A 20,548-nucleotide genomic window follows, 5' to 3' on the forward strand; every position below is an offset into this window, starting at 1 on the left:
TCGGCGTCGGCTCAGCGCCCGTCCGTGAAGGTCTCCCCCTTCTCCGCCTTCGCCACCAGCAGCGCGGGCGGCGTGAACCGCTCGCCGTAGGTCTCGGCGAGTTCACGCGCGCGTGCCACGAAGCCGGGCAGGCCTGCACCCGCCCCGCCGTAGGCGTCGTAGCCGTTGACGTACTGGAGGACGCCGCCGGTCCAGCCGGGGAAGCCGATGCCGAAGAGCGAGCCGATGTTGGCGTCGGCGACCGAGGTGAGGACGCCCTCCTCCAGGAGGCGGACGGTGTCGAGGGCTTCGGAGAAGAGCATGCGCTCCTGCATGTCCCGGAACGGGATCTCGTGGCCGGGCTTGGCGAAGTGCTCGCGGAGACCGGGCCAGAGCGCGGCGCGCTTGCCGTCCTCGGCGTAGTCGTAGAAGCCGGCGCCGCCGCTGCGGCCGGGGCGGCCGAAGTCGTCGACCATGCGGTCGATGACCGCCTCGGCGGGGTGCGCGGTCCAGGTGCCGCCGGCCTCCTCGACGGCCAGCCGGGACTCGCGGCGGATCTTCTGCGGCAGGGTGAGGGTCAGCTCGTCCATCAGGGAGAGCACCTTGGCCGGGTAGCCGGCCTGGGCCGCCGCCTGCTCGACCGACGCGGGCTCGATGCCCTCACCGACCATGGCGACACCCTCGTTGATGAAGTGGCCGATCACCCGCGAGGTGAAGAAGCCGCGCGAGTCGTTGACGACGATCGGTGTCTTGTTGATCTGCCGGACCAGGTCGAAGGCGCGGGCGAGGGCCTCGTCGCCGGTGCGCTCGCCCTTGATGATCTCGACGAGCGGCATCTTGTCGACGGGCGAGAAGAAGTGCAGGCCGATGAAGTCGGTCTGCCGCTCGACACCCTCGGCGAGGGCGGTGATGGGGAGTGTGGAGGTGTTGGAGCAGAGCAGGGCGTCGGGGGCGACGACGGACTCGATCTCCTGGAAGACCTTGTGCTTGAGGGAGGTGTCCTCGAAGACGGCCTCGATGACCGCGTCACAGCCGGCCAGGTCCTGCGGGTCCGCGGTGGGCGTGATCCGCGCGAGCAGCGCGTCCGCCTTCTCCTGGCTGGTACGGCCCTTGGCGACGGCCTTGGCGCACAGCTTCTCGGAGTAGCCCTTGCCCTTCTGCGCGGCCTCGGCCGAGACGTCCTTGAGGACGACGTCGATGCCCGCGCGGGCGCACGAGTAGGCGATGCCGGCGCCCATCATGCCCGCACCCAGGACGGCGACCTTGGTGACCTTGCGGGGCTCGATGCCCTTGGGGCGGTTGGCGCCGGAGTTGACGGCCTGGAGGTCGAAGAAGAACGCCTGGATCATGTTCTTCGAGGTCTGCCCGGCGGCCAGCTCCACGAAGTAGCGGGCCTCGATGACCTGGGCGGTCTCGAAGTCGACCTGGCTGCCCTCGACGGCGGCGGCGAGGATGCGGCGCGGCGCCGGGTAGGGGGCGTTGTTGGTCTGCTTGCGCAGGGTCGCCGGGAAGGCGGGCAGGTTGGCGGCGAACTTCGGGTTGGCGGGGGTGCCGCCGGGGATCCGGTAGCCCGGGGTGTCCCAGGGCTGGCGGGACTCGGGGTTGGCGTCGATGAAGGCGCGGGCCTTGGCCAGCAGGTCCTCCGGCGACTCGGCCACCTCGTGGATGAGGCCGTTCTGCAACGCGCGCGTGGCGTTGTACTGGGTGCCCTGGAGGAGGACCTTCAGCAGCGCGTCGGCGATGCCGAGGAGGCGGACCGTGCGGACGACTCCGCCGCCGCCCGGGAGGAGGCCCAGGGTGACCTCGGGGCAGCCGATCTTGGTGCCGGGGGTGTCGAGGGCGACGCGGTGGTGGCAGGCGAGGGTGAGTTCGAAACCGCCGCCCAGGGCCGCGCCGTTGATGGCGGCGACGACCGGCTTGCCGAGGGTCTCGATGCGGCGCAGGTTGCGCTTGACGGCGAGGCCGCCGTCGAAGAGGTCCTGGGCGGTCTCGGGGGTGACGCGGATGAGGTCGCGCAGGTCGCCGCCGGCGAAGAAGGTCTTCTTGGCGGAGGTGAAGATGATGCCCCGGATCGAGTCCTGTTCGGCCTCCAGGCGGTCGGTGACCGCGGCGAGGGACGCGGCGAAGGCCGCGTTCATGGTGTTGGCCGACTGGTCGGGGTCGTCGAGGACGAGGGTGACGACGCCGGTGTCGTCCTGTTCCCAGCGGATGGTGGTGCGCTCGGTCATGTGAGGGTCTCCGTGAAGTCTCTTGGTTCCGCCGGGGTTTCAGACGCGCTCGACGATGGTGGCGATGCCCATGCCGCCGCCCACGCACAGGGTGGCGAGGCCGTAGCGCTTGTCCTGGCGCTCCAGTTCGTCGACGAGCGAGCCGAGGATCATCGCGCCGGTGGCGCCGAGGGGGTGGCCCAGCGCGATCGCGCCGCCGTTGACGTTGACCTTGTCCAGGGACAGGCCCATGTCCTTCACGAAGCGCAGCACGACCGCCGCGAACGCCTCGTTGATCTCGACCAGGTCGATGTCGTCGATGGTGAGGCCGGCCTTGGCGAGGGCCTTGCGGGTGGCGGGGGCGGGGCCGGTGAGCATGATGGTGGGCTCGGAGCCGGAGACGGCGGCCGAGACGATCCGCGCGCGCGGGGTGAGGCCGTAGCGCTCGCCGATCTCCTTGGTGCCGATGGCGACCAGGGAGGCGCCGTCGACGATGCCGGAGGAGTTGCCCGCGTGGTGGACGTGGTCGATCTTCTCGACCCAGTGGTACTTCTGGAGGGCGACGGCGTCGAAGCCGCCCAGTTCGCCGATGTCGGCGAAGGAGGGCTTGAGCTTGGCGAGCGAGTCGGCGGTGGTGCCGGGGCGCAGGTGCTCGTCGTGGTCGAGGACGACGAGGCCCGCGCGGTCCTTCACGGGGACCACGGAACGGTCGAAGCGGCCTTCCTTCACAGCCGTCGCCGCCCGCTCCTGGGAGAGGGCCGCGTATTCGTCGACGTCCCGCCGGGAGAAGCCCTCGATGGTGGCGATCAGGTCGGCGCCGATGCCCTGCGGCACGAAGTTGACGGCCAGGTTGGTCATCGGGTCGTTGAACCAGGCGCCGCCGTCCGAGGCCATCGGCACCCGGGACATCGACTCGACGCCACCGGCGAGGACGAGGTCCTCGAAGCCCGAACGGACCTTGGCGGCGGCCATGTTGACGGCCTCCAGGCCGGACGCGCAGAAGCGGTTCTCCTGCACGCCGGCGACCGTGTCGGGCAGTCCGGCGGCGATGGCGGCGATCCGCGCGATGTCGGAGCCCTGGTCGCCGACCGGGCCGACGACACCGAGCACGACGTCGTCGATGGCGGCCGGGTCGAGGTCGGGAAAGCGGTCACGGATCTCGTGGATGAGGCCGACGACCAGGTCGATGGGCTTCGTGCCGTGCAGGGCGCCGTTCGCCTTGCCGCGGCCGCGCGGGGTGCGGATCGCGTCGTACACGTACGCTTCGGTGCTCACTGACAAGCCTTTCAACGAGGGTTTTTCAAGAGACGAGGGTTGTCCAGGAGAGGGAGGGTCAGAGCCAGTTCTTGACGGTCTCGACCAGGCGGGCCGGGTCCGGGCCGACGGGGGCGATCTCCAGCATGGTCACGCCCGCCTCGCGGAACGCGGCGATACGGTCACGGACGTAGCCCTCCGGGCCGCACAGGGTTATGAGCTCGCAGAACTCGTCCGGTACGGCCGCCTCGGCCTCCTTCTTGCGGCCGGAGAGGTACAGCTCCTGGATGAGCCGGGCCTCTTTCTCGTAGCCGTAGGCGACGGCGAGGTCGTTGTAGAAGTTCTTGCCGGGCGCGCCCATGCCGCCGACGTACAGGGCGATCCTGGGTCGGACCAGGTCCCGGGCGGCGGCCGCGTCCTCGCCGATGGCGAGCAGGCCGCCGGCGACGATCTTGAGCTCGCCGAGGGCCGGGTCCCGGCGGGCGGCGCCCTCCGCCAGGGGCGTGCCCCAGACCTGGCGGGCCTTCTCGGGGATGAACAGGGTGGGCAGCCAGCCGTCGGCGATCTCGGCGGTCATCCGGACGTTGGCGGGGCCCAGCGAGGCCACGTAGAGCGGGACGTCGGGGCGGACCGGCTTGGTGAGGATCTTCAGGGGCTTGCCGAGGCCGCCGGGGCGGGGCATGTCGGTGATGCCGTGGTGGTCGATGACCTCGCGGCGCAGGATCCGCCGGGTCAGCTCGATCGTCTCGCGGGTACGGCCTAGGGGCTTGTCGTACGCCTTCCCGTGCCAGCCCTCGACCACCTGCGGGCCGGAGGCGCCGAGTCCGATGATCGCGCGGCCGCCGGAGATCGCGTCGAGGCCTGCGGCCGTCTGGGCGATGAGGGCGGGGGTGCGGGAGTAGACGTTGAGGATCGCGGAGCCGATCTTCATCCGTTCGGTGCGGGCGGCCAGGTAGCCCATGATCGTGGGCGAGTCGAAGCCGTAGGCCTCCGCGACCCAGACCGCGTCGAGGCCCGCCGACTCCAGCGCGGCCGCCTGGTCCGCGGCGGCGCGCGGGTCGCCCGCGTAGTCGAGGAAGGTCGAGAGCTCCATCAGGTGGCGTCCTTGTCGTGGTCGTCGGCTTGGTCGTCGGCTTGGTCGTGGTCGTCGGCGTGGCCGTCGAGGAGTGCCGGTATGTCCCAGTCGCGGGCCACCGCGCCGGTGTCGGCGCCGGGCCGGGCGGGAGGGGTGCGCACGGTCGTGGGGGTCGCGGAGAAGCGCGGGGCGGGGGCGGGCTGGGTGATGCCGCCGTGGTCGGTGAAGGTGCCGCGGGCGGCGAGGTGGGGGTGGTGCGGGGCCTCGCGGAGGGAGAGGACGGGGGCCACGCAGGCGTCGGAGCCCTCGAAGACCGCCGTCCACTCGTCCCGGGTGCGAGCCTTGAAGCGGGCGGCGACGCGCTCGCGGAGCTCGCCCCAGCGGGTCCAGTCCTTGCGGGCGTCGGCCAGGTCGTCCAGGCCGCCGAGCAGCCGGAGGAACTCGGCGTAGAACTGGGGTTCCAGGGCGCCGACCGCCATGTGGCCGCCGTCGGCGGTCTCGTAGGTGCCGTAGTACGGGCAGCCGCCGTCCAGCAGGTTGGCCGCGCGCCGGTCCTGCCAGCGGCCCGCGGCCACCATGCCGTGGATCATCGCGGCGAGGTGCGCGGTGCCGTCCACGATGGCGGCGTCCACGACCTGGCCGGTGCCGGTCGCGCGCGCGTGGTGCAGGGCGGCCAGGACGCCGACGACGAGGTAGAGGGAGCCGCCCGCGTAGTCGCCGAGCAGGTTGGCGGGGACGGCCGGGGGCTCGTCAGGGCGGCCGATCATGCCGAGGGTGCCGGTGAGGGCGATGTAGGCGATGTCGTGGCCCGCGCGGTGCGCAAGGGGCCCCTCCTGGCCCCAGCCGGTCATCCGGCCGTAGACCAGGCGGGGGTTGCGGGCGTGGCAGGCCTCGGGGCCGACGCCGAGCCGCTCGGCGACGCCGGGGCGGTAGCCCTCGATCAGGATGTCGGCGCGCGCGGCCAGGTCGAGGACGCGGGCGGGGCCGTCCGGGGACTTCAGGTCGACCAGCACCGAGCGCTTGTTGCGGTTGGTGACGTCGTACGCGGGGTCGACGGCGAGCGCCGGGCCGCCGGGCCGGTCGACGCGGACCACGTCGGCGCCCAGGTCGGCGAGGAGCATGGCGGCGAAGGGGCCGGGGCCGATGCCGGCCAGCTCGACCACGCGCACGCCGGAGAGCGGGCCCTGTCCTGGCGTCCCTGCCGTGGTCATGCCGCCCCCAGTCATGTGACACAACTGATGTAACACCGATGATGCTAAGAACACGTTCCACTGGGCACAAGGGTGGACGAGCAAGCGCTTAGTCAAGATACCCCGTGGGGGTGCGTCCGCACTCCTCACGCTAGCCTCAGCCACCGACAACGGCGCGGGTGGCAGGACCGAGAGGTGTCATGAGCAGGCTGAAGACGACGGACCGTCCCTACGACCTCGTGCTCTTCGGAGCCACCGGCTTCGTCGGCGAGCTCACCGCCGAGTACCTCGCCGCCCACGCGCCGGAAGGCCTGCGCTGGGCCCTCGCGGCCCGGGACGGGCGCAGGCTGGCGGCGCTGCGCGAGCGGCTGCCGGGCGGCGCGGAGGTCGGGGTGCTGCGCGCCGACGCGGCGGAGCCCGCCACGATCCGCGCCCTCGCCGAGCACGCGCGCGTGGTGGCCACGACGGTCGGCCCCTACGGCCGGTACGGCGAGGACCTGGTCGCGGCCTGCGCGGACACCGGCGCCGACTATCTGGACCTGTGCGGCGAGCCGGAGTTCGTGGACCTGATGTACGTCCGGCACGACGCACGCGCGCGTGAGACGGGCGCGCGCCTGGTGCACGCGTGCGGTTTCGACTCGGTCCCGCACGACCTGGGCGCGTACTTCACGGTCCGTCAGCTGCCGGAAGGCGTGCCGCTGGCCGTGGACGGGTTCGTGACCGCCGACGCGGCCTTCTCGGGCGGCACCTTCGCCTCCGCACTGGACCAGTTCGCGCGCCCCCGGCAGATGATCGCCGCCGCGCGGGACCGGGCCCGGCACGAGCCCCGGCTGCTGAGCCGCCGGGCGAGCGCGCCGACGGGTGTCCCGCGCTTCGCGTCCGAGGTCGGCGCCTGGGCGCTGCCGCTGCCCACCATCGACGCCCAGATCGTGCGCCGTTCGGCGAGGGCCCTGGACCGCTACGGCCCCGACTTCCGCTACCGGCACTACGCGGCCGTCAGGCACCTGCCGATGGCGCTCGGCGGGGTCGCGGCCGTCGGCGCGGTCGCCGCGGCCGCCCAGCTGCCGCCGGCCCGGCGCTGGCTGTCGGACCGGCTCAGGCCCGGGGACGGGCCGGACGCGGAGAAGCGGGCCCGCAGCTGGTTCACGGTCCGGTTCGTCGGCGAGGGCGGCGGACGGCGGGTGTTCACGGAGGTCTCGGGCGGGGATCCCGGCTACGGCGAGACGGCCAAGATGTTCGCCGAGGCCGCCCTGTCGCTGGCTTTCGACGACCTGCCGCCGACGGCCGGCCAGGTCACCAGCGCGCAGGCGATGGGCGACGCGCTGACCGAGCGGCTGCGGGCGGCCGGGATCGGGTTCCGGGTGGCTGCAACGTTCTAGGAGGACCCGGGCACCGTCAGGACTGCCACTCCAGCACGGTGTAGAGCATCCCGACGATCCAGGCGAACCCCGCCACCACGGCGAGGAACAGCGCCGCGTTCACGGCGCGCTCGGCGGAGGGGGCGGGGGCGGCCGCGGGCTTGGGTGCACGGTGTGTCGTCATGCGGGCCAGCCTGCCGTCGGACGGTAACAGCGGCATCCGTACTAGTACTCAGAATCGCTACTCAGCCCTGAGCTTCGCGCAGCGCCCTGCGGCACAGCGCGTCCGCGCGGCGGGTGGTCTCCGGCAGGCGGTACTTCGGGGTGAGCGCGAGCGTGTGGGCGCAGGCGTTGTCGAGGCTCACCCGGTGGCCGACGGAGACGAACACCGGTTTCACGGCGGCCTGGGTACGCAGGGCGCGGCCGACCTCCTCGGTGCCGGCGAGGAGCGGCGCGTGGCTGCCGCGTGGGGTGTCCGGGTCGTCGTACGCGAAGGTGAAGGGGTTCTTGGCGACGCCGACGGTGGGCAGGCCGGTGAGGACGCCCAGGTGGCTGGCGAGGCCGAAGCGGCGCGGGTGGGCGAGGCCGTAGCCGTCGCAGACGACCAGGCCCGGCGGGCAGGGCAGGGCGTCGAGGGCGGCCCGTACGGTCGGGATCTCGCGGAAGGCGAGCAGTCCCGGCACGTACGGGAAGGACACCCGGCCGACGGCGGTCGCCTCGGCGACGACCTCCAGCGTGGCCGCGTCCAGGACGACGGCCGCGGCGGCCACCAGGTCGCGCTCGTCGTCGTAGGCCACGTCGACGCCGGTGACATGCCCGGTGCCGGGCGCCGGGCCCGGCTCGTCGAGGACCACCCGCCCCCGCAGCTCGTCCTGCACGGCCAGGGCCGCTTCCTCGGTCGCGGGCCAGCCCGCGGGCACACGTACGGTCGTCGTCATCGTGGGCACGAGCGTACGGCGCCGCACGCGCGCGTGCGGTGGGCGGGTGAGCTCTACCTGCGTCCAGGGCGCGTTGCGACTCGGCCTTGTTCATGTCCGAACGGCCCTCGATGGCACGCCGCCCGGCCTCCTCGTAGAGCTGGTCGTGTGCCCACGCTTCAGTTCTCCAGGCGTGCCGCCCGCCCCTGCTCGCCGGCCGCCCAGCAGCTGAGGTCCGGTGTGCAGGTCACCGTGTCGTACGAGCCGGTGTCCAGGGGCCGCCAGGTGCGGCCGCCGTCGGTGGTCAGGTCGGTGCCGGTGGGACCGACGGCGAGGGCCGTGGTGCGGCTGTGCGGGAGCCAGGCGGCACCGGAGCGGTAGGCGGGCGGCGGGGTCGCGGCGGGCCGCCAGCTGCGGCCGCCGTCCGGGGTGACCGCCGCCGCCTGCGGTGAGGCCTGGTCGGCGCGGTAGTCACCGCCGACCGCGAGGCCGTGGGTGCGGTCGCGGAAGGCGAGGGCGAAGACACCCTTGGCCGGATCGCCCGCCGGGACGGGTGTGTCGGCGGCGGTCCAGGTGAGGCCGCGGTCGGTGGAGTGCAGCACGCGCGCGTGGGCGCCGCCGCCAGTGGCCAGCCAGGCGTCCTTGGACCCGGAGGTGACCAGGCACTGGCCGCTCGCCGCGAAGCCCGCCTCGCCGTCCAGGGCGGCCGGCATGCCGTCGTCCGGCAGCACGCGCCACGAACGGCCGCCGTCGCTCGTCGACAGGATGCGGAACTCCCCGTCGACCGGGTCGCTCATGGCGAGGCCGTGGCGGCGGTCGAAGAAGGCCATGCAGTCGTAGAAGGCGGCGGGGTCGGTGTTGCGGAAGGACTCCGTCCAGGTCCGGCCGCCGTCGTCGGTGCGGTAGACCCGGGACGCCTCGCCCTCGCCGATGGCCAGGACCACCGCGCGGCGCGCGTCGAACGCCTCGACGTCCCGGAACTGGAGGTCGCCCGCGCCCGGCGGGGAGACGTTGCGCCAGCTCGTCCCGCCGTCCGTGGTGCGCAGCACGGTGCCGGCGGTACCGGCCAGCCAGGCGGTGTTCCGGTCGACGGCGGCCAGGCCCCGGAACCGCACGTCCGGGGTGCCGGTGTCCTTGAGCGCCCAGTGCGGTGCCCGCGTCGTGGCCTGTGCGGATGCGGAACCGGCGGCCAGCGCGGCCAGCGCCGCCGTGCACGCCACCCCCACCGCGACCACTCGGCCGGTACGTCGGGCTCGTCCTGTGCGTCGCGTGCTCCCCAAGCGCCTCATGGCGCGCGAAGCTAGCCGACCGTCACGGCGCCGTCCAGAGGACCTGGCAGTCCCTCGTGGCAGGTAAGCCCCGGGTGTGAATGAGGCCGGTGACGGAGGTCACTCGCGTTTCGCGTGCACGGATCGGCCGCTTCCGTCGTCTCTTCCAGTGCCAGGTCTCACACGCCCGGAAGTTCGTACAGCCGTCACGAGGGAGCAAGGCGTTGTCCACCGTCATCGAGCAGCCCGTAGAGGCCCGCCTGGTCGCCGCGTCACCGCGCATGCCGAGCATTCCCGCCACCCTGTGCTACGACCGCGAGGACCCCTTCGCCGTGCGTATGACCTTCCCGGCCCCGGCCACCCTGGAGGGGGTCGACGTCTGCTGGACCTTCTCCCGTGAGCTGCTGGCGGCCGGGCTGCACGCCCCCGAGGGCAACGGGGACGTCCGGGTACGGCCCTACGGCTACGACCGGACCGTGCTGGAGTTCCACGCCCCCGAGGGCACCGCCGTCGTCCATGTGCGCACGGGCGAGATACGGCGGTTCCTGGAGGCGACCGGCGACCTGGTCCCCACCGGTCTCGAACACCTCCAGCTGGACCTGGACCACGACCTGGCCGAGCTGATGCGGGACGCCTGCTGAGTCAGCTCTCCCGCGCCAGCAGGGTGTTGAGCTCGCCGTAGCCGAGCCCGCCCGCCAGCGCCCCGTACGTTCCCGCGTCCAGCAGCTCCCGCGCGGCGCAGCGGACGGACGCGTGCGCGGCCTCGGCCAGGCCGGAACCGGCGCTCACCCGGGCCACACCGAGGGCGGCCAGTTCGGCGACGGCCGGCGCGCCCGGGCCCACCAGCACGTTCAGCGGCCCGTCGACACCCTCGACGAGCGCCTTGACCGTCTCCGGATCGACCACCCCGGGGACGAAGATCCCGTCGGCGCCCGCGGCCCGGAAGGCGGCGGCCCGCTCCAGGGTGGCGTCCACTCCCCCGGCGGCACGCAGAATGGTGTCGATCCGGGCGTTCACGAACAACGGCACGCCCTCCGCGTCCGCGGCCGCACGCGCGGCCGCAATACGCTCGGCCTGCCCCGCGACCGACCGCAGCGGCCCGCTCTCCTCCTCGCCGTACAGGGCGTCCTCGATGTTGACGCCCACCGCGCCCGCCGCGAGCACCGCCCGGACGGTGTCGGCGACACCCGCCGGATCCTCGGCGTACCCGCTCTCGATGTCGGCGCTGACCGGAACCCGCACCGTGGCGACGATGCGCCCCACGGCCTCCAGCGCCCGGTCCCGGTCCAGCCGGTCGCCGTCGACGGCGCCGAGGGCCCAGGCGAGCCCGGCGCTGGTGGTCGCCACCGCGGCGGCGCCCGCGTCCTCCGCGAGCCGGGCGCTGACCGCGTCCCAGGCGTTCGGGAGGACGAGCGGCCGCCCCGGGACGTGCAGGGCGTGGAAGGCGAGGGCGTGGTCCCGGAGGGTGCTCTGGTTCTTCGTCATGCGGACGACCCAACCACCCTGTGCCGGGCGGAGGCTGGCAGGAATCCGACATGCATGTGGAGCCCGGACGGGCTCGCGTCCAATGCGTTGACGCCTCGGTTTAATGCGTTGACGCCTCGTCGAGCCCGCTCGTACGGTGTAGACGTCCTGTTGCCGTCGATTGGAGAAGGACGTTGCTCGTCTGAGGTCCTGAGACACCGCATCACACCCGTGAGGTGTGTCTGTGGCGTTCGACCTCGGCGTGTGAGCCGTCCTCCCGGCGCAGGATCTCTCCCTGGCCCTCTCGGCTTCTGCCTCGCGGTGTCTCGACACGCGTTTGCCCCCGACACCGCAAGCAACCGCGAGGCGCCCATGTCTGCATCCGTCACCGTCACGTCCCTGTCCTTCGCCTGGCCCGACGGCTCCCCCGTCTTCGACTGCCTGGACATCTCCTTCGGCCCCGGCCGCACCGGCCTGGTCGGCGTCAACGGATCAGGGAAATCAACACTTCTGAAGCTCGTCGCCGGTGAGCTCACCCCGTCCGACGGCACCCTGAAGGTGGCCGGCGAGGTCGGACACCTGCCGCAGAACGTCACGCTCGACACCGCGCTGCGCGTCGACGAGGCGCTCGGCATCGCCGCCCGGCGGGCCGCGCTGCACGCCATCGAGGCGGGTGACGTGTCCGAGGCGCACTTCGAGACGGTCGGCGACGACTGGGACGTCGAGGAGCGCGCCCTGGTCACCCTCGGCGAACTCGGCCTCGGCCACATCGGCCTGGACCGGACCGTCGGCGAACTGTCCGGCGGCGAGTCGGTGCTGCTGCGGCTGGCCGCGCTGCTCCTGCGGCGCCCGGACGTGCTGCTGCTCGACGAGCCCACCAACAACCTCGACCTGTACGCCCGCAAGCGGCTGTACGCGGCCGTCGCGTCCTGGCCGGGCGTGCTGATCGTGGTCAGCCACGACCGCGAACTCCTCGACCTGGTCGACCAGATCGCCGACCTGCGCACCGGGGAGGTCACCTGGTACGGCGGCAACTTCTCGGCGTACGAGGAGGCGCTCGCGATCGAACAGGAGGCGGCCGAGCGCATGGTGCGGGTCGCCGAGGCCGATGTCCGCAAGCAGAAGCGCGAACTGTCCGACGCCCAGGTCAAACTGGCCCGCCGCAAGCGGTACGGGCAGAAGATGTTCGAGCAGAAGCGTGAGCCGAAGATCGTCATGGGGGCGCGCAAACGCGCGGCACAGGAGTCCGCGGGCAAGCACCGCATCATGCACGAGGAGCGGCTCAGCGAGGCGAAGGAGCGGCTGGACGAGGCGGTGGAGGCGGTACGGGACGACGACGAGATCCGCGTCGAGCTGCCGTACACGGCCGTACCGCCGGGCCGGAACGTGCTGACGCTGGAGAACCTGGAACTCGCGCACGGCTCGCGGGTGAAGGGGATCCTCGATCTGCGCGGGCCCGAGCGGATCGCGCTGATCGGGCGCAACGGCGCGGGCAAGACGACGCTGCTGCGGACGATCGCCGGGGAGCTGGCGCCGGTCTCGGGCGAGGCGCACGCGCACGTGCCGCTGCGTTTCCTGCCGCAGCGGCTGGACGTTCTCGACGACGAGCTGACCGTCGCCGAGAACGTGGCCCGGTTCGCGCCGGACGCCGGCAACAACCGGATCCGGGCGCGGCTGGCCCGCTTCCTGTTCCGGGGCGCCCGGGCCGACCAGAGGGCGGGGACGCTCTCCGGCGGCGAACGCTTCCGGGCGGCGCTGGCCGCGCTGCTGCTGGCCGAGCCGGCGCCGCAGCTGCTGATGCTGGACGAGCCGACCAACAACCTCGACATGGCGAGCGTCCGGCAGCTCACCACGGCCCTGGAGGCGTACGCGGGCGCCCTGATCGTGGCCAGTCACGACCTGCCGTTCCTGGAGTCGATCGGGGTCACGCGGTGGCTGCTGATGGCGGACGGGGAGCTGACGGCCACGTCACCGGAGGAGGTGGCGCGTCTCGGGGAGGGCACAGCCTGACAACGGGGGGTTTTGTCGACACGGACCTGCCCTGCATGATGGCGGTCCGGCGCCCCGCAATGGGCGCCGGACCGAACCCCGACCCCGGAGACCCGTCGTGCCCAGCAAGAAGGCCCTCATCCGCCGCCCCAGCCCGCGCCTCGCCGAAGGCCTGGTGACGCACATCGAGCGGGAGAAGGTCGACGTCGAGCTCGCCCAGGAGCAGTGGGAGGCGTACGCGGAGACGCTGCGCGCGCACGGCTGGGAGACCGTCGAGGTGGACGCGGAGGACGACTGCCCGGACTCGGTGTTCGTCGAGGACACGGTCGTCATGTACAAGAACGTGGCGCTGATCACCCGGCCCGGTGCCGAGTCCCGGCGCGAGGAGACGGCCGGCGTCGAGGAGGCGGTGGCCCGCCTGGGCTGCTCGGTGAACTGGATCTGGGAACCCGGCACCCTGGACGGCGGTGACGTTCTCAAGGTCGGCGACACCGTCTATGTCGGCCGCGGCGGGCGGACCAACGCGGCCGGGGTGCAGCAGCTGCGGGCCGCGTTCGAGCCGCTGGGCGCGCGCGTGGTCGCCGTACCGGTGAGCAAGGTGCTGCATCTGAAGTCGGCGGTGACCGCACTGCCCGACGGAACGATTCTGGGGCACATCCCCAACGTGGACCGGCCCTCGCTGTTCCCGGGCTTCCTGGCGGTGCCGGAGGACGCGGGTGCCCATGTGGTGCTGCTCGGCGGCGGCAAGCTGCTGATGTCGGCGAGCGCCCCCAAGACGGCGGAGCTGCTGACCGATCTCGGCCACGAGGTGATCACGGTGGACATCTCCGAGTTCGAGAAACTGGAGGGATGTGTGACGTGCCTCTCGGTGCGACTGCGGGAGCTGTACGCCTGACAAGTGATCGTTTCACCTCTTCAGCCCCGGGACCTGCGGGTCCCGAGGCTGGTTGGCATGTCCCGATTCGCCATGTACACCGGGCCTGATCAGCAGTCTTTACAGCGCGCTTAACCTACGGCTTCGTAACCTACGGTTTCGTAGCCTACGATCGCGTAGGTTCCGGCACCGCTCGCCGGTCTTCTCCTGTTCATCCGCTCTTGTTCGACGTCCCCATGGAGTTCTCGTGACGATCACTTCTCCCCATCTCGGCAGCTCGTCCGCCTGGACCGACGCGCGGCTGCTGTACGCCCTGGAGGAAGTGGTCGAGAAGGAGCTGAACCGCCATCTGACGGTCGCCAAGGACTGGATGCCGCACGAGTACGTGCCGTGGACGGACGCCCGTAACTTCCCCGGTTTCTTCGAGGACGGCCAGGCCTGGGAGAAGGAGCAGTCCAAGGTCACCGAGATCGGCCGGATCGCCCTGGTGGTGAACCTGCTCACCGAGGACAACCTGCCCAGCTACCACCACGAGATCGCCTCGCTGTTCGGCCGGGACGGCGCCTGGGGCACCTGGGTGCACCGCTGGACCGCCGAGGAGGGCCGGCACGGCATCGTGATGCGCGACTACCTGCTCGCCTCGCGCGCGGTGGACCCGGACAAGCTGGAGCAGTTCCGGATGTCGCACATGAGCGAGGGCTTCGAGTCGGACAACCGGCACTCGATGCTGCACTCGATCGCCTACGTCGCCTTCCAGGAGCTCGCGACCCGCATCTCGCACCGCAACACCGGCCACCAGTCCGGCGACCCGGTCTGCGACCGCATGCTGGCCCGCATCGCGACCGACGAGAACCTGCACATGGTCTTCTACCGCAACCTCCTGAAGTCGGCGTTCGAGCTGGCCCCCGACCTGACCATGCAGGCGGTGCGGGACGTCGTGGTCGACTTCCGCATGCCCGGCCACGGCATCCCCGGCTTCGAGCGCGCCGCCGCCCAGATGGCGATCGGCGAGGTCTACAACCTGCGTATCCACCACGACGACGTGCTCCAGCCGGTGCTGCGCCACCTCAAGGTCCTGGAGATCGACGGCCTCGGCCCGGAGGGCCTGCAGGCGCAGGAGGAACTCGGCCTGTTCATGGGCGGGCTGAACGCGGAGGCCTCGAAGTTCGACGAGAAGCTGGCCGCGCGCAAGGCACGGATGGCGGCGCGCGCCGGCGCGTGACACCACGACGGACGGGCGCCCGGATTTCCCGGTGCGCTCTGTCGGTGGCCTGCGGCATCATGCGCGCATGCTTGCTGACACCACCTCCGGCCGGGCGGTCGGCTTCCTGCTGGACCTGATCGACTCCGCGGACGCCGACCGGGTACGCGCGCGTGTCGGGCTGCCCCGGCCGGCGCCGGAGGACCTCCGGGAGGCCAGGCGCCGGATCCCCTGGGGGCTGCCGGCGCTGCCGTCATCCGTGGTGCTGTGGATGCTCCAGGAGGACGACCCGGATCTCAACACCGTCGTCTGGCGGCTGCTCACCGACCGGGACACGGGGCTGCGGCGGGCCATCCTGGACGGCGTGCCCTTCGCCCCGGGGCGATTGCTCGCGGTGGAGGTCGACCCGGTCCTGCGCGACGACTACAAGGCGCCGCCGGTCTCGGAGCGGGTCGCCCGCCTCGGACTGGTGCCGGCCCTGCGCGAGTCGGACTCCATGGCCGCCGCGCGGGAGGCCACCTCCATGGTCTACCGGCGTGAGCACTGGCTGACGGTCGCCGAGGCGGACCGTGAGAACTCCCTGCCCGGCTACGTCCGCTGGGCTCTGTCCGTCCGCCCGGACTGCCCGCCCTCGCTGCGCGCCCAGTTCGGCACACATCGCAAGTTCGATTTCCGCGTCCGCCAGGCGGGGATCCTGGACGGGCCCGCCCTGTACGCGCTGGACCACGGACCGGCCCTGGACGTGCTGAAGGTGCTCTCCCTGGGGCACGTGATGTTCCCGCGCCGCGCCGCCGAGGCCGAGGACGCGCTGCGCCCGCTGGTCCGGGACCATCTGGGCGACCGCGAGGAGGCCTGGGCGGTGCTGGCCCAGCTCCTCGACAGCTTCCACGGCACGACCGGGGAGCTCGTCATGACCGCGGGGGCCATCGCCTAGGTCGCCATCCGCTGCTTGTACCGGTCCGGATAGCGTTCGGTGAACTTCACCGCCCAGACCAGCAGGGCGATGGGGATGACCCAGTTGAACCAGTCGCTGCCCGCGGGGATCAGGATGGCCAGCCAGGTGGACAGGGCCATCAGCGCGAAGACCGCTCCCCAGGCCGCGGTCAGCACCTTGTTGACGTGCTTGAAGACGGCCGAGTCCCAGTACTCGCGCGGCACCGAGTGACGGGCGTACTCCGCGGTGAAGGGGTCGGACGGCAGGGAGCCGAGCGCCACTACGGCCACGACCGCGCTGGAGATGACCTGGGCGTACGTCTCCAGCCAGATCAGCTCGTGGCGTTCGAGGGCGAGGGCGAGGACGCAGAGCACGGCGAAGAACACGATGGCGACCATGTCCAGGAGGAAGAAGCGGCCCCGGAGCATGTCCTTGCCGGAGAGCACGGCGGCGGCGATCAGCGCGGCCAGTGCCGCGTACTCCCAGGTGCTGGGGCTGGCCACGACGCCGAAGATGATCCACGGGGCGAAGGAGAGGAACACGCTCCCGGCGCCTACGGGCTTCTCGGCCCGGGTCCGGGTGGCGGGCCGGTGTTCGGTGTGTCCCACGGGAACTCCTCCCATCGCCACGTCGCTCTCCTACCAGCGTGCCGCGCGGGCGGGCCGCCCGCATGCCTGCCGGTGTGCGACCCGGCCGCACGGTTCCTGGCATGGGAAGGGCGGGCGACCCGGGCGCCGGGACGGTCCCGGTGCCCGAGGAGCCCGCATCCGGTGCCGGGAGCGGCCGTGCCCCTCCGGCCGGGCAGGACCTCCTCGCCGGCCCCCGCGTAGACGGACGCCGGATCGTGCCGGTCGGCATCGGCCGGGCCGGCTGCCGGGCACCGCGCACGCCGACGGTCGAGCACCGGATCGCCGCCGCCGTCACCGACCCGGGCGTCCCTGCGGAAACTCTTCTCGGAAGCTCTCTCCGGAAGTTCTTCGAGGGGGGCGGGGCGGCCGGATTCGAACCGGCGTGTTCTGGTTCTGGAGACCGGTGCGCCTGCCTCTGCGCTACGGCCCCGCCCTTGCGGCAGATCGTAATGCCTTGGCCCGTTGTCAGTGCCGGCTGGTACCAATGGAGCACTGGGGGAACCGCGGCACGGGGGACGGCACATGGCGTACGGAGAGCGGGGGCGGTCACGCCCTCTCGTGGTCGACCTGGCCGACCGCAGGGCACTGGAGGCCTACCGCCCGGCGGATCCGGAGGTCGTGGCTCAGGCGCGGCGGCTGAAGGAGGCCGCGCTGCTGGACTTCGGGCTGACGGAGTCGGCGGTCGCCTCGTGGCTGTACTCGAAGTGCCCGCACCAGATCCCGACGACGGCGGTGGACACGGCGGCTGTGGTCGCCTCGGGCGACGGCACCTGTCTGCTGCTCTACAACCCGGACTTCTTCGTCGCACTGGGCCTGGACGGCGTGAAGTTCGTGCTGTTCCACGAGGCCCGGCATCTGGTGCACCGGCATCTCCTGGCCGATCCCGAGCTGCGCGAGGACCCGGTGTTCACGCTCGCCGCCGAGGTCGCCATCAACCACGTGGCCCTGGTCCGCCTCGGCCGCGCGGAGCTGCCCCTGCTGGACGGCCGGCCCACGGGCGTCGACCCGCGCACGGTGTACGACGCCTACCGCGAGGACCTGACGGCCCACGGCCTGGAGCCCCTCGCGTACGAGGAGTTCATCGAGACCGACATGCGGATCTACGGCGAGCTGAAGCGCATGTGCGATCCGCCGGTGCCGCCGCCGCTGTGCCCGCACCTGGTGGCCGGCCTGGTCCCCGCCGACCAGGAGACCGTGGCCGCGGTGACGTCGTCGGCGCTGCTCAACGCCCTGCTGGCGGCCCGGCGCGGCCACGCGGGCGCCGAGCGCGAGCTGCTCGATCTCATGAACCGTACGGAGGAGGGTTCGGCGCGGGCCGCGAAGCTCTGGGGGAAGCTGGGCGCGGGCATGCTGCGCGGCGAGACCGTCCGCACCCGGACCGTCGACTGGTGGCAGCGCTGGCTGGTCGACGTCCTGGGCTCCCGGCTGCGCGACGGCGAGCGGCTGGTGTACCCGAAGAAGCGCGGCGCGCTGCTCGCGGCCCTCGGCCAGGACCCGATGCTCGCCCGGCGCGGCCCGGTGCGCGACAAGGTGCTGGTCATCGCCTACGACACCTCGGGCTCGATGCCGGACCGAGTGGTCGACTGGCTCACCGGGCTCGTCGGCCGGATCGACGGGGTGACGGCGCACTGGATGTCCTTCGACGCCGTGGTGATGCCGTTCCGGCCCGGGGAGAGGGTGTACGGCGGGGGCGGCACCAGCTTCCAGGTGGTCGCGGACTACGTGGAGGGCCGTACCGAAGTGGCGGGCCGGCGCTGCGAGGTGAACCCGGACGCGGTCGTCGTCCTCACCGACGGACACGCGCCGCCGATCACCCCGGCCGAGCCGGAGAAATGGATCTGGCTGATCACAGAGGGCGGCAGCGACTGGCCCGAGACGCACACACCCGCGATGGACTGCCATCGCGTCACCACGGGATCACGGTAGATGACCACAGAGACGCAGAAGGCACAGAAGACACAGCAGCCGACCACGTCCCGTCTGGAGTCCTTCATCGACGCGATGATCGACATGGGGCAGACGGGACAGGTTTTCGGCGAGCACGGCATCGGCAAGACGGCGACGTTCTTCTCGCACCTCGCCCGCGCGCACCCGGACACCACGCTGGTGTACGTGCCGGCGGCGAACCTGACCCCGGACGACCTGCTGGTCAACGCGCCGGTCCGGGACCCGCACACGGGCGAACTGGTGCTGCGCCAGCTGGTGATGAGCCAGCTCAAGCCGGGCCGGCCGTTCGTGCTGCTGATCGACGACTCGCTGCAGGCGGGCGACACGATCCAGTCGCAGCTGATGCAGATCGCCTGCAACTGGTCGCTGGGAGAGCACGATCTGCGTGCCCTGGGCTGCGTCGGCGTGTTCCTCACCGACAACGAGTCGCTGTCGGAGACCTCGGCACGCCGTGGTGACCTGGCGCTCCTGGACCGCATGGTGACGATGCGGATCACGGCGAACGACACCTCGTGGCGCCGGCACCTCGCGGCCGAGTACCGCCCTTGGGACCTGCGTGAGGTGTTCTCCCTGTGGGCGTCCCTCTCCCCCGCGCTGCGCGAACTGCTCTCGCCGCGCACCCTCGACCATGTGCTGGCCAACGCGCGCGAGGGCTTCCCGCTGCGCTGGGGCCTGCCGATGGTCGACGGCGAGCGGCTGCGGCTGGCCGAGCCGGGCCCGGACGGACGGCCGGGGCAGAACCGCACGGCCGAGATCCTCGACCGGATCGCCGCGAGCGTGGGCGTGGCCAACCCGGCGACGGTCGCGGACCCGGTGCGGCAGGTGGTGCGGGCGGCGCTGCGCAACCGCTGGACGGTGCTGCTCCAGGGGCCGCCGGGCTGCGGCAAGACGGAGCTGGTCCGGGAGACCCTGCGCGAGGGGCTGGGCCGGGACGCCCTGTACTTCTCGCTGCCGGTGACGAACGTCGAGGACCTGTGCGCGCCGGTGCCGTCCCCGGACGGCACGCTCGACAACCTCCTCGCCGCGCCCTTCACGGGTCCGGAGCCCAAGGCGATCGTGTGGGACGAGTACAACCGGCCCAAGGACCGGGCCGCGTTCGCCAAGCTGATGGAGGTCACCCAGGAGTGGTCGCTGGCGGGACGGCGGATCGAGAACCTGCGGGCCCAGATAGCCGTGCAGAATCCGCCGTACCACCTGGGCCGCAAGCTGCTGGTGTCGCGGAACAACATCGCCCAGGCGACCAGGTTCACGGCGTCGCTTCAGGTCGAGCCCGAGGACATCCCGGCCAACGAGTGGCTGCTCGCGCGGTACGGCCGGGACGCCGAGACCGTTCTGGAGTGGTGGAAGCACGACATCGACGACGAGGGCCGGGCCTGGATCACCAAGCGGACCCTGGAGCGGCTGGTCAAACTGCACCGCAAGGGGCTGCCGCTGGAGATGGGCACGGTCTACCTCGGCGACGGCGAGTACGCACCGGTGCCGCTGACGGCCCTCATCGACCGTTTCAAGGGCCGCCCGGTCACCGGGCTGCGCGAGCTGACCCGGGACGTCGACGCCTGGGAGTCCCGGTTGCGCAGGGCCGCCGCGCACTCCGACGAGGGCGGTGACGACAGCGACGTGGTGCACCAGATCCTCGCCAACGCGGAGCTGTCCCAGCTGAAGAGAGACCGGGCGGCGGTGGGCCGCCTGGTGGCGCTGCTCCCGGCCAAACTGCGCGCGACCTACCTGGTGGGGACGTCCGAGCGGCAGCAGCGGTTCTGGATGGAGGTCTTCACGGAGCTGCGGCGGAGCTGACGGTCAGGCCTCCGGCGGCGCGGTCCGGTGGACGCTGCGTACGGCGGCCACGTCGGCCGGGACCGCGGGTGCCGGGATATGGGCGCTGAGGTCGTCCAGGCGGCGCTTGACGCTCGCGGCGATGCCGGCACCGAGGCGGTAGCGGGTGGCCGTGCCGGCGTGCACCGCGTGGTCGAGGAGGCGGTGGGCCTCGCGGCTGCGCATCCCGGTGTGGGTCAGCACCAGGTGGGCGAGGCGGTGCCCGGAGCCGGACAGGGCCCGGCCGATCGTGTCGGCGGCGGCCAGGTCGATCTCGTTGTCGCCCGCCGCGAGCACGGCCGCCGCGCGTACCCGCCCCAGGTCGAGCAGGGTCACCCCGGCGGGGGGCGCCCCCCCCCCCCCGCGGGCGGGGGGCCGCGGGCCCCTGCCCCTGCTGGCCGGCCCGGGGCCGGGGGGGCGCCCCCCCCCGGCCCCCGCCCCGGCGGCGGC

18 protein-coding genes and 1 tRNA gene are annotated in these 20,548 nt (G+C 72.4%); 8 read left to right on the forward strand and 11 right to left on the reverse strand.

All coding sequences use genetic code 11. The annotated features are described in order from the left end of the window. Window positions 1-11 precede the first annotated feature (11 nt). Genes KVT45_RS31185 through KVT45_RS31200 form a run of 4 tightly spaced genes read right to left on the reverse strand, consistent with a single transcriptional unit; the run spans window position 12 to window position 5,726 of the window. Window positions 12-2,207: a 3-hydroxyacyl-CoA dehydrogenase NAD-binding domain-containing protein gene (locus KVT45_RS31185; RefSeq protein ID WP_217552476.1), complete on the reverse strand. Its 2,196-nt coding sequence runs from the start codon at window positions 2,205-2,207 to the stop codon at window positions 12-14. 39 nt (window positions 2,208-2,246) lie between these two features. Then, a complete protein-coding gene (locus tag KVT45_RS31190; RefSeq protein WP_217552477.1) occupies window positions 2,247-3,461 on the reverse strand; it encodes an acetyl-CoA C-acetyltransferase in 1,215 nt (404 codons plus the stop codon). Between the two features lie 58 nt (window positions 3,462-3,519). Next, window positions 3,520-4,533 (reverse strand): LLM class F420-dependent oxidoreductase, encoded by a 1,014-nt coding sequence (locus KVT45_RS31195; protein WP_217552478.1) that lies wholly within the window; start codon window positions 4,531-4,533, stop codon window positions 3,520-3,522. Next, complete coding sequence (locus KVT45_RS31200) at window positions 4,533-5,726, reverse strand: CaiB/BaiF CoA-transferase family protein (RefSeq protein ID WP_217552479.1); 1,194 nt, start codon at window positions 5,724-5,726, stop codon at window positions 4,533-4,535. The genes KVT45_RS31195 and KVT45_RS31200 overlap by 1 nt, the downstream gene beginning before the upstream one ends. Window positions 5,727-5,905: 179 nt before the next feature. On the opposite strand from KVT45_RS31200, the gene KVT45_RS31205 reads away from it, so the two are divergent. Further along, on the forward strand, window positions 5,906-7,084 hold the full coding sequence (locus tag KVT45_RS31205) for a trans-acting enoyl reductase family protein (protein ID WP_217552480.1): 1,179 nt from the start codon (window positions 5,906-5,908) through the stop codon (window positions 7,082-7,084). A 16-nt stretch (window positions 7,085-7,100) separates the two neighbouring features. On the opposite strand, the gene mmpA is transcribed toward KVT45_RS31205, so the two are convergent. The 3 genes from mmpA to KVT45_RS31220 all read right to left on the reverse strand — a co-directional run bounded on the left by mmpA (window position 7,101) and on the right by KVT45_RS31220 (window position 9,269). After that, window positions 7,101-7,247 (reverse strand): morphogenic membrane protein MmpA, encoded by a 147-nt coding sequence (gene mmpA / locus KVT45_RS31210; protein ID WP_217552481.1) that lies wholly within the window; start codon window positions 7,245-7,247, stop codon window positions 7,101-7,103. Window positions 7,248-7,308: 61 nt separating this feature from the next. Then, window positions 7,309-8,001 (reverse strand): endonuclease V, encoded by a 693-nt coding sequence (locus tag KVT45_RS31215; protein WP_217552482.1) that lies wholly within the window; start codon window positions 7,999-8,001, stop codon window positions 7,309-7,311. Window positions 8,002-8,159: 158 nt separating this feature from the next. Beyond that, window positions 8,160-9,269 (reverse strand): oxidoreductase, encoded by a 1,110-nt coding sequence (locus KVT45_RS31220; protein ID WP_217552483.1) that lies wholly within the window; start codon window positions 9,267-9,269, stop codon window positions 8,160-8,162. A gap of 203 nt (window positions 9,270-9,472) precedes the next feature. Between KVT45_RS31220 and KVT45_RS31225 the strand changes: the two genes are divergently transcribed. Further along, window positions 9,473-9,889 carry an SsgA family sporulation/cell division regulator gene (locus KVT45_RS31225; RefSeq protein ID WP_217552484.1) on the forward strand — a complete coding sequence of 139 codons (417 nt, stop codon included), beginning with the start codon at window positions 9,473-9,475 and terminating at the stop codon, window positions 9,887-9,889. A gap of 1 nt (window position 9,890) precedes the next feature. On the opposite strand, the gene KVT45_RS31230 is transcribed toward KVT45_RS31225, so the two are convergent. Then, window positions 9,891-10,733, reverse strand: a complete 843-nt coding sequence (locus tag KVT45_RS31230; RefSeq protein WP_217552485.1) for an isocitrate lyase/phosphoenolpyruvate mutase family protein — start codon at window positions 10,731-10,733, stop codon at window positions 9,891-9,893. 351 nt (window positions 10,734-11,084) lie between these two features. Between KVT45_RS31230 and KVT45_RS31235 the strand changes: the two genes are divergently transcribed. The 4 genes from KVT45_RS31235 to KVT45_RS31250 all read left to right on the forward strand — a co-directional run bounded on the left by KVT45_RS31235 (window position 11,085) and on the right by KVT45_RS31250 (window position 15,710). Beyond that, a complete protein-coding gene (locus KVT45_RS31235; RefSeq protein WP_217552486.1) occupies window positions 11,085-12,722 on the forward strand; it encodes an ABC-F family ATP-binding cassette domain-containing protein in 1,638 nt (545 codons plus the stop codon). Window positions 12,723-12,819: 97 nt separating this feature from the next. Continuing rightward, window positions 12,820-13,596, forward strand: a complete 777-nt coding sequence (ddaH, locus tag KVT45_RS31240) for a dimethylargininase (protein WP_217552487.1) — start codon at window positions 12,820-12,822, stop codon at window positions 13,594-13,596. Between the two features lie 226 nt (window positions 13,597-13,822). Then, window positions 13,823-14,797: an acyl-ACP desaturase gene (locus tag KVT45_RS31245; RefSeq protein WP_217552488.1), complete on the forward strand. Its 975-nt coding sequence runs from the start codon at window positions 13,823-13,825 to the stop codon at window positions 14,795-14,797. Window positions 14,798-14,864: 67 nt separating this feature from the next. Then, window positions 14,865-15,710, forward strand: coding sequence for a hypothetical protein (locus KVT45_RS31250; protein ID WP_217552489.1), 846 nt, complete (start codon window positions 14,865-14,867; stop codon window positions 15,708-15,710). On the opposite strand, the gene KVT45_RS31255 is transcribed toward KVT45_RS31250, so the two are convergent. Both KVT45_RS31255 and KVT45_RS31260 read right to left on the reverse strand, forming a co-directional pair. Then, a complete protein-coding gene (locus KVT45_RS31255; protein WP_217552490.1) occupies window positions 15,707-16,318 on the reverse strand; it encodes a hypothetical protein in 612 nt (203 codons plus the stop codon). The genes KVT45_RS31250 and KVT45_RS31255 overlap by 4 nt on opposite strands. A 377-nt stretch (window positions 16,319-16,695) precedes the next feature. After that, a tRNA-Trp gene (locus tag KVT45_RS31260) sits at window positions 16,696-16,771 on the reverse strand. A gap of 90 nt (window positions 16,772-16,861) precedes the next feature. On the opposite strand from KVT45_RS31260, the gene KVT45_RS31265 reads away from it, so the two are divergent. Next, window positions 16,862-18,265, forward strand: a complete 1,404-nt coding sequence (locus KVT45_RS31265; RefSeq protein WP_217552491.1) for a hypothetical protein — start codon at window positions 16,862-16,864, stop codon at window positions 18,263-18,265. Further along, the gene (locus tag KVT45_RS31270; RefSeq protein ID WP_217552492.1) at window positions 18,266-20,080 is read left to right on the forward strand and encodes an AAA family ATPase; all 1,815 of its coding nucleotides are present in this window, start codon (window positions 18,266-18,268) and stop codon (window positions 20,078-20,080) included. Between the two features lie 3 nt (window positions 20,081-20,083). On the opposite strand, the gene KVT45_RS31275 is transcribed toward KVT45_RS31270, so the two are convergent. Further along, on the reverse strand, window positions 20,084-20,434 hold the full coding sequence (locus KVT45_RS31275; RefSeq protein ID WP_254647607.1) for a hypothetical protein: 351 nt from the start codon (window positions 20,432-20,434) through the stop codon (window positions 20,084-20,086). Window positions 20,435-20,548: the final 114 nt, after the last annotated feature.

This window comes from Streptomyces sp. GbtcB6 (assembly GCF_019091475.1).
GTDB classification, from domain to species: domain Bacteria; phylum Actinomycetota; class Actinomycetes; order Streptomycetales; family Streptomycetaceae; genus Streptomyces; species Streptomyces hyaluromycini.